Source organism: Pseudomonas sp. D3, from assembly GCF_029320995.1.
GTDB classification, from domain to species: Bacteria; Pseudomonadota; Gammaproteobacteria; order Pseudomonadales; family Pseudomonadaceae; genus Aquipseudomonas; species Aquipseudomonas paraveronii.
The window spans coordinates 2,212,789-2,225,941 of sequence record NZ_CP119772.1 but is presented as its reverse complement, the minus strand read 5'-3'; the positions used below and the strand labels follow the sequence as shown (position 1 = coordinate 2,225,941).

Annotated in this window: 12 protein-coding genes; 4 read left to right on the top strand and 8 right to left on the bottom strand. The window is 58.4% G+C overall.

Going from position 1 to position 13,153, the window contains the following annotated elements; genetic code table 11:
• Window positions 1-206: 206 nt before the first annotated feature.
• From P3S72_RS10285 to sdhC, 4 genes are read right to left on the bottom strand one after another with little or no spacing between them, the layout of a single operon-like run.
• Window positions 207-911, bottom strand: coding sequence for a succinate dehydrogenase iron-sulfur subunit (locus P3S72_RS10285; RefSeq protein WP_276197232.1), 705 nt, complete (start codon window positions 909-911; stop codon window positions 207-209).
• An 11-nt stretch (window positions 912-922) separates the two neighbouring features.
• Entirely contained in the window at window positions 923-2,695 is a 1,773-nt protein-coding gene (sdhA, locus tag P3S72_RS10280; protein ID WP_276197231.1) for a succinate dehydrogenase flavoprotein subunit, read from the bottom strand.
• Between the two features lie 3 nt (window positions 2,696-2,698).
• Window positions 2,699-3,067: a succinate dehydrogenase, hydrophobic membrane anchor protein gene (gene sdhD, locus P3S72_RS10275; protein ID WP_247396440.1), complete on the bottom strand. Its 369-nt coding sequence runs from the start codon at window positions 3,065-3,067 to the stop codon at window positions 2,699-2,701.
• A complete protein-coding gene (sdhC, locus tag P3S72_RS10270) occupies window positions 3,061-3,435 on the bottom strand; it encodes a succinate dehydrogenase, cytochrome b556 subunit (RefSeq protein ID WP_247396437.1) in 375 nt (124 codons plus the stop codon). The genes sdhD and sdhC overlap by 7 nt, the downstream gene beginning before the upstream one ends.
• Window positions 3,436-3,798: 363 nt before the next feature.
• Between sdhC and gltA the strand changes: the two genes are divergently transcribed.
• Window positions 3,799-5,088 (top strand): citrate synthase, encoded by a 1,290-nt coding sequence (gltA, locus tag P3S72_RS10265; protein ID WP_247396434.1) that lies wholly within the window; start codon window positions 3,799-3,801, stop codon window positions 5,086-5,088.
• 347 nt (window positions 5,089-5,435) lie between these two features.
• Here gltA and P3S72_RS10260 read toward each other — a convergent pair whose 3' ends face one another.
• The 3 genes from P3S72_RS10260 to P3S72_RS10250 all read right to left on the bottom strand — a co-directional run bounded on the left by P3S72_RS10260 (window position 5,436) and on the right by P3S72_RS10250 (window position 8,514).
• On the bottom strand, window positions 5,436-7,094 hold the full coding sequence (locus P3S72_RS10260; RefSeq protein ID WP_276197230.1) for a cation acetate symporter: 1,659 nt from the start codon (window positions 7,092-7,094) through the stop codon (window positions 5,436-5,438).
• Window positions 7,091-7,402: a DUF485 domain-containing protein gene (locus tag P3S72_RS10255; protein WP_276197229.1), complete on the bottom strand. Its 312-nt coding sequence runs from the start codon at window positions 7,400-7,402 to the stop codon at window positions 7,091-7,093. Before P3S72_RS10255 ends, P3S72_RS10260 begins: the two co-directional genes overlap by 4 nt.
• 260 nt (window positions 7,403-7,662) lie before the next feature.
• On the bottom strand, window positions 7,663-8,514 hold the full coding sequence (locus P3S72_RS10250; protein ID WP_276197228.1) for a glycine betaine ABC transporter substrate-binding protein: 852 nt from the start codon (window positions 8,512-8,514) through the stop codon (window positions 7,663-7,665).
• Between the two features lie 331 nt (window positions 8,515-8,845).
• On the opposite strand from P3S72_RS10250, the gene P3S72_RS10245 reads away from it, so the two are divergent.
• Window positions 8,846-10,399, top strand: a complete 1,554-nt coding sequence (locus tag P3S72_RS10245; RefSeq protein WP_276197227.1) for a glycosyl hydrolase family 17 protein — start codon at window positions 8,846-8,848, stop codon at window positions 10,397-10,399.
• A gap of 52 nt (window positions 10,400-10,451) precedes the next feature.
• On the opposite strand, the gene P3S72_RS10240 is transcribed toward P3S72_RS10245, so the two are convergent.
• On the bottom strand, window positions 10,452-10,820 hold the full coding sequence (locus tag P3S72_RS10240; protein WP_247404579.1) for a hypothetical protein: 369 nt from the start codon (window positions 10,818-10,820) through the stop codon (window positions 10,452-10,454).
• Window positions 10,821-11,055: 235 nt separating this feature from the next.
• Here P3S72_RS10240 and P3S72_RS10235 point away from each other — a divergent pair, with 235 nt between their 5' ends.
• Together P3S72_RS10235 and P3S72_RS10230 are read left to right on the top strand one after the other, a co-directional pair.
• Window positions 11,056-12,354, top strand: a complete 1,299-nt coding sequence (locus P3S72_RS10235; RefSeq protein WP_276197226.1) for a serine/threonine protein kinase — start codon at window positions 11,056-11,058, stop codon at window positions 12,352-12,354.
• Window positions 12,347-13,135: a VacJ family lipoprotein gene (locus tag P3S72_RS10230; RefSeq protein ID WP_276197225.1), complete on the top strand. Its 789-nt coding sequence runs from the start codon at window positions 12,347-12,349 to the stop codon at window positions 13,133-13,135. The genes P3S72_RS10235 and P3S72_RS10230 overlap by 8 nt, the downstream gene beginning before the upstream one ends.
• The last annotated feature ends 18 nt before the right edge of the window (window positions 13,136-13,153 follow it).

Sequence of the window (13,153 nt, the reverse complement as noted above, 5' to 3'; positions counted from 1 at the left end):
AAAAGGCCCAGTGCAGCGACCAAAACAAGCCACTTAGGATCACGCTGATAGTTCGGGTACCAACCCGAATGCCCCTGCTTGTCTCATTTCTTCAAAATAAGAGCCGCGGCTTTGTAAGTCGCTGCTCAAGTTAAGACTACGGCGCCGGTTGAAGCCTGCGCCGTAGCATTTACGGGCACAACGGTCCTGCTTTGCTACAACGTCAATTACACGCCGCTTTGCAGCAGCATATTACGGATGTGACCAATGGCCTTAGTCGGGTTCAGGCCTTTGGGACATACGTTGACGCAGTTCATGATCCCGCGGCAGCGGAATACGCTGAACGGGTCATCCAGTGAAGCCAGGCGCTCGGACGTATAGGTGTCACGGCTGTCTGCCAGGAAGCGATACGCTTGCAGCAGAGCGGCTGGACCCAGGAACTTGTCCGGGTTCCACCAGAAGGACGGGCAGGAAGTCGAGCAGCAAGCGCACAGGATGCACTCGTACAGACCGTCGAGCTTTTCGCGTTCTTCCGGGGACTGCAGACGTTCGATGGCCGGAGCCGGCGTGTCGTTCTGCAGGAATGGCTTAACCTTCTCGTATTGCTTGTAGAAGATGCTCATATCGACGACCAGGTCACGGATAACCGGCAACCCTGGCAGAGGACGAACGATCAGCTTATTGCCCTTAACCACGGCGGACAGTGGCGTGATGCACGCCAGGCCGTTTTTGCCGTTGATGTTCATGCCGTCGGAACCGCACACACCTTCACGGCAAGAGCGACGATAGGAGAAACCTTCGTCCTGCTCTTTGATCAGGGCCAGCACATCCAGCACCATCAAGTCTTTACCACCGGTATCGACCTGAAAATCCTGCATGAACGGCGCAGCGTCCCGATCAGGGTTGTAGCGATACACACTGACTTTCAACATGGCAGCCACCCTTAGTAAGTCCGAATTTTCGGTTCAAACATCGGAACCGTCTTCGGCGAGAAGTTAACGGCACGCTTGGTTACGCGCTTGTCACCCGGGAAGTACAGGGTGTGGCACAACCAGTTTTCGTCATCGCGATCTTCAAAGTCTTCACGAGCGTGAGCACCACGGGATTCTTTACGAACCTCGGCGGCGATCGCAGTCGCTTCAGCCACTTCCAACAGGTTTTGCAGTTCAAGGGCTTCGATACGAGCGGTGTTGAACGCCTGGCTCTTATCGTTGATCTTGACGTTGGCGATGCGCGTGCGCAGGTCGGCCAACTGGGCGATACCCTTCTGCATGTATTCGCCGGTACGGAATACACCGAAGTAGTTCTGCATGCAGCTTTGCAGCTCGCGACGCAGGGTAGCCACGTCTTCGCCATCGGTACGCTCGTTCAGAGCGTTCAGACGGGCCAGGGCGGTTTCGATGTTGGCGTCAGTGGCGTCATCGTATTCGATGCCGTCGGTCAGCGCCTTCTCGAGGTGCAGGCCGGCAGCGCGGCCGAATACCACCAGGTCGAGCAGCGAGTTGCCGCCCAGACGGTTGGCGCCGTGTACCGATACGCAAGCCACTTCGCCTACTGCGAAGAGACCATGAATGATCTCGTCCACACCTTCGGCGTTCTGGGTGATCGCCTGACCATGAATGTTGGTCGGCACGCCGCCCATCATGTAGTGGCAAGTCGGAACAACCGGAACCGGAGCAACCACCGGGTCAACGTGAGCAAAGGTCTTGGACAGCTCGCAGATACCTGGCAGGCGGCTGTGCAGCACTTCCTCGCCGAGGTGATCGAGCTTCAGCATTACGTGGTCGCCATTCGGGCCACAGCCGTTGCCGGCGATGATTTCCTTGACCATGGAGCGAGCAACAACGTCACGACCAGCAAGGTCTTTCGCGTTCGGAGCATAACGCTCCATGAAACGCTCACCGTGCTTGTTGATCAGATAGCCACCTTCACCACGGCAACCTTCGGTGACGAGTACACCGGCACCGGCGATACCGGTTGGGTGGAACTGCCACATTTCAATGTCCTGCACCGGCACGCCAGCACGCAGCGCCATGCCAACGCCGTCACCGGTGTTGATCAGGGCGTTGGTGGTCGATGCGTAGATACGACCTGCACCGCCAGTCGCCAGAACAGTAGCCTTGGCGCGGATGTAGGTGGTTTCACCGGTTTCGATGCAGATAGCGATCACGCCGACGAATGCGCCGTCCTGGTTTTTCACCAGGTCAACCGCGTAGTACTCGTTCAGGAACGTGGTGCCAGCTTTCAGGTTGCCCTGATAAAGGGTGTGCAGCAGCGCGTGACCGGTACGGTCGGAAGCAGCGCAGGTACGGGCAGCCTGGCCACCTTTACCGTAATCCTTCGACTGACCGCCGAATGGACGCTGGTAGATACGACCTTGCTCGGTACGCGAGAACGGCAGCCCCATGTGGTCCAGCTCGAACACGGCGGCCGGGCCTTCCTGACACATGTATTCGATAGCGTCCTGGTCACCGATATAGTCGGAACCCTTGACGGTATCGTACATGTGCCAGCGCCAGTCATCGTTCGGGTCGGCGGAGGCGATGGCGCAGGTGATGCCACCCTGAGCCGATACGGTGTGGGAACGCGTCGGGAACACCTTGGTGATCACGGCAGTCTTGTGACCGCCCTGAGCCAGTTGCAGCGCTGCGCGCATGCCGGCGCCGCCGCCACCAATGATGATGGCGTCGAAGGAAATAGTTGGAATGTTAGCCATGGATCAGATACCCCAAAGAATCTGCACACCCCAGACGAAGTAAGCGAACATCATGACGCCGCATACTGCCTGGAAGAGAAACCGTACTGCTGTCGCAGACTTGCCCAGCGCCATTGGCGTCAGGTAGTCGGTCGAGATGGTCCACATGCCGACCCAGGCGTGAGCGCCCAGGGCTACAAGGGCCAGCAGACTGAAGATTCGCATCGCGTTATGGGAAAACAGGCCATGCCACTGCTCATAGCCGATGCCCGGATTTGCGACGAGGTATCCGATCAGGAAAATGAAATAAGCCGCGAGAACGACCGCAGACACACGCTGTGCCATCCAGTCATAGAGGCCCGAACGCGACAGATTCGTTACGCTGGTTACCATATCCAAACTCCTGCCAGAACGATCAGCACCACGGAAATGGCGATGACGATTTTCGAGCCCAGGCGGCCGCCTTCCAGCGTCTCACCGATGCCCATATCCATGATCAAGTGGCGCACGCCGGCTACCAAGTGATACAGCAGAGCGGACAAGAGACCCCATGCTACGAACTTGGCCAGCGGACTGGTCAAGCATGCCTTCACCTCGGCATAACCTTCCTCGGAACCCAAGGATTTGCTCAATGCATAAAGCATGAAGCCCAAGCCCAGGAAGAGGATGATGCCGGAAACACGGTGCAGGAACGACGTAACGCCGGTGATGGGGAGTTTGATGGTCCTTAGGTCTAGGTTTACAGGTCGTTGGCTATTCACGGCTTTTTTTCACACTGAAGAGCCCCTAACAATCAGGGCAAAGTTGTTGGGGAGTGTACTGGTCAGGTAACGCCACCCAGGGAGTGCGACCCCCAATGAAAGCAAGCCCAAAAGCCCTTGGCGGTCGGTGGCCGAGTATAGACAGTTAGGCTACTAATGACAACGCGCTGACCTCACGCTAATAGCGCATTGCGCTGGCGGAATAAAAGGCGTAAATGGCGGTAAATTTCGAGGAAAAAGTCCTGTGAAAGCCTTCTGGAGCAAGACTTTAGGCAAATTGACATCTGAATTTATCTCACTATAGTGGTCCGGGCCCTGCGTGGGGGGTCTGTCTGATGATTTGAAGCATAAATAGGAGGCCACATGGCTGACAAAAAAGCGCAGTTGATCATCGAGGGCGTAGCCCCCGTCGAGCTGCCCATTTTAACCGGCACCGTTGGTCCTGATGTTATCGACGTACGGGGCCTTACGGCCACGGGCCGTTTCACTTTCGACCCAGGCTTCATGTCGACCGCTTCATGCGAGTCGAAGATTACCTATATCGATGGCGACAATGGCATTTTGCTGCATCGGGGCTACCCGATTGAGCAACTGGCTGAAAAATCGGATTACCTGGAAACCTGCTATCTGCTACTAAATGGCGAGTTGCCAACCGCCGAGCAGAAAGCCGAGTTCGTCAGCACCGTAAAGAACCACACCATGGTTCACGAGCAGTTGAAGACTTTCTTCAACGGCTTCCGTCGCGACGCCCACCCAATGGCCGTCATGTGCGGCGTAGTCGGTGCCCTGTCGGCTTTCTATCACGACTCCCTCGACATCAATAACCCGCAGCATCGCGAAATTTCCGCGATCCGCCTGGTTGCCAAGATGCCGACCCTGGCCGCAATGGTTTACAAGTACTCCATGGGCCAACCCATGATGTACCCGCGCAACGACCTGACTTACGCGGAAAACTTCCTGCACATGATGTTCAACACCCCGTGCGAGATCAAACCGATCAGCCCGGTGCTCGCCAAGGCAATGGACCGGATCTTCATCCTCCATGCCGACCACGAGCAGAACGCCTCCACCTCTACCGTGCGTCTGGCAGGTTCTTCGGGTGCCAACCCGTTCGCCTGTATCGCCGCCGGTATCGCCGCACTGTGGGGCCCTGCCCACGGTGGTGCGAACGAAGCCGTATTGACCATGCTCGATGAAATCGGCGATGTCTCGAACATCGACAAATACATCGCCAAGGCCAAAGACAAGAACGATCCGTTCAAGTTGATGGGCTTCGGTCACCGGGTCTACAAGAACCGCGACCCGCGCGCCACCGTCATGAAGAAAACCTGCGACGAAGTGTTGAGGGAACTGGGCATCAAGAACGATCCGCAACTCGAACTGGCCATGCGCCTGGAAGAGATCGCCCTGACCGACCCTTACTTCATCGAACGCTCGCTGTACCCGAACGTCGACTTCTACTCGGGGATCATCCTCAAGGCGATCGGCATTCCAACCAGCATGTTCACCGTGATCTTCGCCCTGGCGCGGACCGTGGGCTGGATCTCCCACTGGAAAGAAATGCTCTCCAGCCCGTACAAGATTGGCCGCCCGCGCCAGCTGTACACCGGCTACGCGTCGCGTGACATTACCAAGTTGGAAGATCGCAAGTAAGCATCTGACTGACGCGTAATAAAAAAGCGGCCTCCTTCATGGAGGCCGTTTTTACTTGTGCAGGAACCGAGAAACTGTTTTGTCTGAAATGCCGCTATCGGGAGCTTGCTCCCGATGGCAATACCCTAGCCAACACAAAGTTCCAGGCAAAAAAATGCCCCAGCCTGTCGACCGGGGCATTTCCTATTGAGCTACAACCTCTCACACTTGACTGCATTCCAAGGCGGGTACTCGGTCAAATGTGGGAGGGGGCTTGCTCCCGATGGCAATGCCCCAGCCAACACAAAGTTCCAGGCAAAAAAATGCCCCAGCCTGTCGACCGGGGCATTTCTTATTGAGCTACAACCTTAGTGAGCAACCGCCCCACTCGCCCCCAGGCCAGTCTGCGAACGCACAAACTGCGGGAAGTACAGCGCCCGTTCCTTGACTGCCGCCGCCGACTTGTCGGTGATGGAGAAGAACCAGATACTGACGAACGCGATGATCATCGAGAACAGCGCAGGGTACTCATACGGGAAGATGGCTTTTTCGTGATGCAGGATCGACACCCAGATGGTCGGCCCCAGGACCATCAGGCCCACGGCACTGATCAACCCGAGCCAGCCACCAATCATTGCGCCACGGGTGGTGAGGTTCTTCCAATACATGGAAAGCAGCAACACCGGGAAGTTACAGCTAGCCGCGATGGAGAAGGCCAGGCCAACCATGAACGCAATGTTCTGGCTTTCAAACAGGATACCCAGACCGATTGCCAGCACCGCCAAAGCGATAGTGGTGATCTTCGAGACGCGAATCTCATCCTTGTCGTTGGCCTTGCCTTTCTTGATCACGCTGGCATATAGGTCGTGGGACACCGCCGAAGCACCGGCCAGGGTCAAGCCCGCAACCACCGCAAGGATGGTGGCAAACGCCACAGCCGAGATGAAGCCCAGGAAGATACTGCCACCCACCGCGTTGGCCAGGTGAACCGCTGCCATGTTGTTACCACCGAGCAAGGCGCCTGCAGCATCCTTGAACGCCGGGTTAGTGCTGACCAACAGGATCGCACCAAAACCGATGATAAAGGTCAGGATGTAGAAGTAGCCGATGAAGCCAGTAGCGTACAACACGCTCTTACGGGCTTCCTTGGCGTCGCTCACGGTGAAGAAGCGCATCAGGATGTGCGGCAGGCCGGCGGTACCAAACATCAGTGCCAGGGCCAGGGAGAACGCGGAGACCGGATCTTTCACCAGGCCGCCGGGGCTCATGATTGCCTCACCTTTAGGGTGAACCTTGACTGCCTCGGCGAACAATGTGCTGAAGTCGAAGTTGACGTGCTTCATCACCATGACCGCCATGAATGTAGCACCAGCCAGCAGCAAGACTGCCTTGATGATCTGCACCCAGGTGGTTGCCAGCATGCCGCCGAACAGCACGTACATGCACATCAGGATACCCACCATGATCACTGCCACGTGGTAATCGAGACCGAACAGCAACTGGATCAGCTTGCCCGCGCCAACCATCTGCGCGATCAGGTAGAACGCTACCACCACCAGCGAGCCACAGGCCGACAGGCTGCGGATCTGGGTTTGCCCGAGGCGGTAGGACGCCACGTCGGCAAAGGTGTATTTGCCCAGGTTACGCAAGCGCTCGGCGATCAGGAACAGAATGATCGGCCAGCCCACCAGGAAGCCGATCGAGTAGATCAGGCCGTCGTAGCCGGAGGTGTATACCAGTGCGGAAATACCCAGGAAAGACGCGGCAGACATATAGTCGCCGGCAATCGCCAGACCGTTCTGAAAACCGGTGATCTTGCCGCCGGCCGCGTAATAGTCGGCCGCCGAATTGTTGCGCTTGGACGCCCAGTAGGTGATGCACAACGTCGCGCCGACAAAGACCACGAACATCAGGATCGCTGGAATATTCAGCGGTTGTTTTTGCACTTCACCCGTTAATGCCTCCGCCGCCCATACAGCAGGCGCGAAGACCGAAGCACCGAGTACAGCCAATAGACGACGGATCATTGCGCAGCCTCCTTGAGAATCGCATTGTTCAGGTCGTCGAATTCGCCGTTGGCGCGTCGCACGTAGATCGCAGTGAGGACAAAGGCCGAAAGAATCAGCCCGACACCAATAGGGATTCCCCAGGTGATGGACGAAGTGGGACTGATCTTAGTCCCCAGCAATTGTGGCCCGTAGGCGATCAACAGGATGAATCCGGAGTAAAGCCCTAGCATGATCGCCGAGAGAATCCAGGCGAACCTTTCCCTTTTCCTAACCAGCTCCTTGAAGCGCGGGCTGTTTTGAATCGAGAGGTAAATGCTGTCGTTCATTGTTTTTATCCTCGCAGCACAGCTTTGTTATTATTGAAACAATATCCACTGTATGCGACTGCTGGACACGTTCCAGACGACCTTAGTATTAGGAGGGAGTGTAGCGAGGGTTTGCGAGGGCGCAGAAACATTTACGGGTGACGAAAATAATGCGGGAGGGAGCTTGCCGCCGAGAGCGGTAGACCAGTCAGATCATCAGCGACTGACACACCGCAATCGGGGGCAAGCCCCCTCCCACAGGGGAGTTACATCAAAGGGGGTTACTTACCGGTCCATTCGGCAACCCGCTCAGGGTGCTTGGCGACCCAGTCCTTGGCGGCTGCATCAGGCTTGGCGCCTTCCTGAATGGCGAGCATGACTTCACCGATTTCGTCCTTGGAAGCCCATTGGAATTTCTTCAGGAACGCCACAACTTCCGGCGCTTTCTTCTCCAGGCCCTTGCTGCCGATGCTGTTGACGGTTTCAGCAGCGCCATAAATCCCTTTTGGATCGTCCAGGAAACGCAGTTTCCACTTGGCGAACATCCAGTGTGGCACCCACCCGGTGACCGCAATGGATTCCTGTTTGTCTTCGGCACGGGTCAGTTCGGCGATCATCGCGGCGCCGGAACTGGCTTGCAGCTTGTAGTCCAGGCCATAGGCCTTGATCGCTTCGTCGGTCTTGAGCATCACGCCTGAACCGGCGTCGATACCGACGATCTTGTTCTTGAAGGTGGTATCGGTCTTGAGGTCTTCAATGGACTTGGCCTTGACGTACTCCGGCACGATCAGGCCGATCTTCGCATCCTTGAAGTTGGGGCCGTAGTCGACCACCTTGTCCTTGTTCTTGGCCCAGTATTCACCGTGGGTCACGGGCAGCCAGGCAGAGAGCATGGCGTCGAGCTTGCCGGTGGCAACGCCTTGCCACATGATCCCGGTGGCGACCGCTTGCAGTTTGACGTCATAACCGAGCTTTGCCTTGATCACCTCTGCCGCCACATGGGTGGTGGCAACGCTGTCGGACCAACCGTCCACATAGCCGATGCTCAGGGTTTTGCTGTCGGCGCTGGCCAGTGTGGAGCTCATCGCAACTACCAGAGTGGCAGCTGCGCCCAAGAGTCGTCGCATCTTCATCGTACTTCCCCGAAAGTGCTGCGCCCGACGGATGTCGAGCGACGTCAACCTGTTGTTATGTGGTGCGCCGCGCCCCCTTCACGCGCATCTTTCCGGCCGCTACGACATCAGTGGAGTGCTGATACTTCGATCATCAACCTGCCGGGGCCTTTGTCCTGCTCTGTCAGCGACCTCAGGTAAGCAAGAAACGACATCACATCGCCAGCTAGCGCTTTTATGGGACACTCGCCTCATACCCCGCCCGAACTTTGCATGTCTAAATCATGCAGCCCCACTGGGACGCGACAAATCCGGGTAAGATGCGCGCCTTTGCTCCCCAGATAAGCCGACCATGCCCGCGACTGCCCGCTTCCCTGCCCTGCCCTATTTTTTCGCCTCGATCCTCGGCCTGCTCGCGCTGGTCGGGTACTGGTACGGCCTCGGCCGGCCGGTGGTGTTGCCGGACGTGGCCAGCGCCAGCCATAAGCTGCAATGCGCCTCCTACACGCCCTTCGACAAGGACCAATCGCCGTTCGACCAGCCGTTCACGCTGCGTCCCGAGCGCATGGACGCCGACCTGGCCCTGCTGGCCACTCGCTTCGAATGCATCCGCACCTACTCCATGACCGGCCTGGAAGCCTTGCCGGACCTGGCGCGCAAACACGGGCTAAAACTGATGATCGGCGCCTGGGTCAACGGCAACCCACTCGACACTGAAAAAGAAGTTGACGCCTTGATCGCCTCGGCCAACGCCAACGCCGACGTGGTCACCTCGGTGATCGTCGGCAACGAAACCCTGCTGCGCAAGGAAGTCACGGCCGCACAGTTGGTGAAGCTGATCCATAAGGTCAAAAGCCAGGTCAAGCAGCCGGTCACATATGCCGACGTCTGGGAATTCTGGCTGCAACACCCGGAAATAGCCCCGGCGGTGGACTTCCTGACCATCCACTTGCTGCCCTACTGGGAAGACGATCCTTCGGGGATCGACCAGGCACTCAAACATGTCGGCGATGTGCGCCAGACCTTTGGCAACAAATTTGCGCCCAAGGACGTACTGATCGGCGAGACCGGCTGGCCCAGCGAAGGCCGCCAGCGCGAAACAGCAGTGCCGAGCCGGGTCAATGAGGCCAAGTTCATGCGCGGCTTCGTGGCCATGGCCGAAGCCAATGGTTGGCACTACAACCTGATCGAAGCCTTTGATCAGCCGTGGAAGCGTGCCAGTGAAGGCGCTGTCGGGGGTTACTGGGGCTTATTCGATGCCGACCGCCAGGACAAGGGCATCCTCGCCGGCCCGGTGACCAACGTGCCGTACTGGCCGCTGTGGCTGGGGGTGGGCGGAATCATCCTGCTGGGCACGCTAGCGCTCGGTGGGCGGGTGCGCAGCCCGCGCGCCGCCTGGCTGCTACCGCTGCTCGGGGCCGTCGCCGCCTGCTCCATCGGCACCTGGGCCGAACTGACCCGCGTAACTGCACGCTTCAATGATGAACGGGTGTGGGCGGGGCTGCTGGTCGCGTTGAACCTGCTGGTACTGGCGCACGCGGCCCTGGCCTTGAGCGACCGCCAGGGTTGGCGCGAACGAGCATTCAACTGGCTGGAGCAGCGCGCAGGCTGGTGGGTGGCAATCGCTGGGTTCGCGGGTGCGGTCATGATGCTGGCGCTGGTGTTTGACCCACGTTATCGCAGCTTCCCAAGTGCGGCGCTGGTACTGCCCGCCCTGGTCTATCTGGTTCGCCCCGTGACCGGGCCACGTCGGGAAATCGCGCTGCTGACCTTTATCATCGGTGCCGGCATTGCGCCCCAGCTGTTCCGCGAAGGCCTACTGAACCAGCAGGCGTGGGGTTGGGCGCTGGTCAGTGGGTTGATGGTTGTGGCTTTGTGGCGGTGCTTGCGGATGCGCAAGGCTTAAGAGCGCCATCGGGGGGCAAGTCGAATCGTCGCACCGCCCCCGATTGGCCCTATCAGGCGCCCCGTGGCTTGCGGACCAACCGCAACCCCGCAATCACCACTGCAAACACCGCAAACGTGGTGTTGTACAACGCCAGCGCTGGCAACCCGAACACCAGTCCCAGCACCGCCAACCCCCACCCCGCGCGCCCCGGTACGAAAAACGCCAGCACCGACGTCATCAGCGCAGCCCAGCCCATCATCTTGAAGTGAATCATCAAACCGAGGTTCGAACGCACCTGGCATTCCCAGCGGCTGGCTTCATCCGCGCAAATACCGACCCAGCGGCCATCCTCCATAAAGCCGTAACGCGCGGCATAACTGGCGGCCAGCCATAACGGCAGGGCAATAAGCAGCAAGATCAGCGGAAAGCGGCGGGACATGGAGCACTCCGATAGGCAAAAACGGCGCTCAGCTTAATCCCCCGGCGGCCGTTAGCAAGATATGTACGCAGATAAGTGTTCATCAATGCGTCGCAAAGTGTATCTTCTGGCGACTATCACCCCGATTCCGACGTTTTTTTCCGATTTTTCGTGCCGAAGGCTGGCACTTCGGTGGCAACGCGGTGGTCATAGCCTGCGAACTTCATTCAGCACGTTTCCTCTTAGGGATTAAGTCATGCTCCGTTCCTTGCGCTGCGCTGCCTTGCTAGGCAGCCTTTTTTTGAGTGCGTCAGCACTGGCCGTCGACATCGACCAGGCCAGCTATGGCTTCCCTTTGACCAACCCGTTCGAAGCGACCATTGCCACCACGCCGCCTGACCTTCGGCCCAGCTTGCCGAGCAACGACGAAATCAACCAGTCGGACTACACCCTGAACATGCGCCCCGAGCGCGAATTCAGCCTGCCCGACAACTTCTGGGCGGTGAAGAAACTCACCTACCGCATCGCCAAGCAAGACCACGCCGCGCCGCTGATCTTCTTGATCTCGGGCACCGGTGCGCGGTTTGACAGCAGCATCAACGAATACCTGAAAAAACTCTACTACCAGGCCGGCTACCACGTCGTGCAACTGTCATCGCCCACCAGCTTCGACTTCATGAGCGCAGCCTCGCGCTTTGCCACGCCTGGCATCACCCAGGAAGACGCCGAAGATATGTACCGCGTGATGCAAGCAGTGCGCGCGCAGAACGCCTCGCTGCCGGTCACCGACTTTTACCTCAGCGGCTACAGCCTCGGCGCGCTGGATGCGGCGTTTGTCAGCAAGCTCGATGAAACCCGCCGCAGCTTCAACTTCAAGAAAGTGCTGCTGCTCAACCCGCCGGTCAACCTCTACACCTCGATCACCAACCTCGACAAGCTGGTGCAAACCGAGGTCAAGGGCATCAACAACACCACAACCTTTTATGAGCTGGTGTTGAACAAGCTGACCCGCTACTTCCAGCAAAAAGGCTACATCGACCTTAACGACGCTCTGCTCTACGACTTCCAGAACTCCAAGCAGCACCTGACCAACGAACAGATGGCCATGCTGATCGGCACCACGTTCCGCTTTTCGGCGGCCGACATTGCGTTCACCTCGGACCTGATCAACCGCCGTGGCCTGATCATCCCGCCGAAGTACCCGATCACCGAAGGCACCAGCCTCACGCCGTTCCTCAAGCGCGCGCTGCAATGTGACTTCGATTGCTACCTCACCGAACAGGTCATTCCGATGTGGCGCGCCCGTTCCGATGGCGGCAGCCTGTTGCAACTGGTCGATCAGGTCAGCCTGTACGCCCTCAAGGACTACCTGCACGCCAGCCCGAAAATCGCCGTCATGCATAACGCCGACGACGTGATCCTCGGTCCGGGCGACCTCGGCTTCCTGCGTCAAACCTTCGGCGATCGCTTGACCGTCTACCCGCTGGGCGGCCACTGCGGCAACCTCAATTACCGCGTCAACGCCGACGCCATGCTGGAGTTCTTCCGTGGCTAAATATCTTCTGCTGCTTGCCGCCCTGATGTGCGCAAGCGTGGCCAATGCCGACAACAGCAAGGCTCACGCGCCCACCGTGGTGGGTGCCGACGGTTTCAAGGAGCCACTGAGCAAGCTCAAGTTCAATCCGGGCCTGGACCAACGCGAATTCGAACGTTCATCACTGACCGCCCTCAACGTGTATGACCCGTTGGAGTCGTGGAACCGCCGCGTGTACCACTTCAACTACCGCTTTGACCAATGGGTGTTTCTGCCGGTGGTCGACGGTTACCGCTACGTCACGCCGAGCTTCCTGCGTACCGGCGTGAGCAATTTCTTCAACAACCTGGGCGATGTGCCCAACCTGTTGAACAGCCTGCTGCAACTCAAGGGTCACCGCTCCCTGGAAACCACCGGGCGCCTGCTGCTCAATACCACCCTCGGCGTCGCCGGGTTGTGGGACCCGGCCACCTCCATGGGCCTGCCGCGCCAAAGCGAAGACTTCGGCCAGACCCTAGGCTTCTACGGCGTGCCTGGCGGCGCCTACCTGGTGTTGCCGATTCTGGGCCCGTCGAACCTGCGCGATACCGGCGGCCTGCTGGTCGACTACAGCGCCGAATCGCAGATCAACTTCTTGAACGTCTCCGAAGTAAGCTCCAACCATCCGGAAATCTGGGCCCTGCGCGCGGTCGACAAGCGCTACCAGACCAGCTTCCGCTACGGTCAGATGAACTCGCCATTCGAGTACGAAAAAGTGCGCTACATCTATACCGAATCGCGCAAGTTGCAGATTGCCGAGTAACCGATCCACGCTGTAAAA

What these genes read in the sequence shown, in the direction of transcription:
- P3S72_RS10285 (WP_276197232.1), bottom strand. Translation starts at nt 911, where the DNA reads ATGTTGAAAGTCAGTGTGTATCGCTACAACCCTGATCGGGACGCTGCG.
- sdhA (WP_276197231.1), bottom strand. Translation starts at nt 2,695, where the DNA reads ATGGCTAACATTCCAACTATTTCCTTCGACGCCATCATCATTGGTGGC.
- sdhD (WP_247396440.1), bottom strand. Translation starts at nt 3,067, where the DNA reads ATGGTAACCAGCGTAACGAATCTGTCGCGTTCGGGCCTCTATGACTGG.
- gltA (WP_247396434.1), top strand. Translation starts at nt 3,799, where the DNA reads ATGGCTGACAAAAAAGCGCAGTTGATCATCGAGGGCGTAGCCCCCGTC.
- P3S72_RS10260 (WP_276197230.1), bottom strand. Translation starts at nt 7,094, where the DNA reads ATGATCCGTCGTCTATTGGCTGTACTCGGTGCTTCGGTCTTCGCGCCT.
- P3S72_RS10255 (WP_276197229.1), bottom strand. Translation starts at nt 7,402, where the DNA reads ATGAACGACAGCATTTACCTCTCGATTCAAAACAGCCCGCGCTTCAAG.
- P3S72_RS10250 (WP_276197228.1), bottom strand. Translation starts at nt 8,514, where the DNA reads ATGAAGATGCGACGACTCTTGGGCGCAGCTGCCACTCTGGTAGTTGCG.
- P3S72_RS10245 (WP_276197227.1), top strand. Translation starts at nt 8,846, where the DNA reads ATGCCCGCGACTGCCCGCTTCCCTGCCCTGCCCTATTTTTTCGCCTCG.
- P3S72_RS10240 (WP_247404579.1), bottom strand. Translation starts at nt 10,820, where the DNA reads ATGTCCCGCCGCTTTCCGCTGATCTTGCTGCTTATTGCCCTGCCGTTA.
- P3S72_RS10235 (WP_276197226.1), top strand. Translation starts at nt 11,056, where the DNA reads ATGCTCCGTTCCTTGCGCTGCGCTGCCTTGCTAGGCAGCCTTTTTTTG.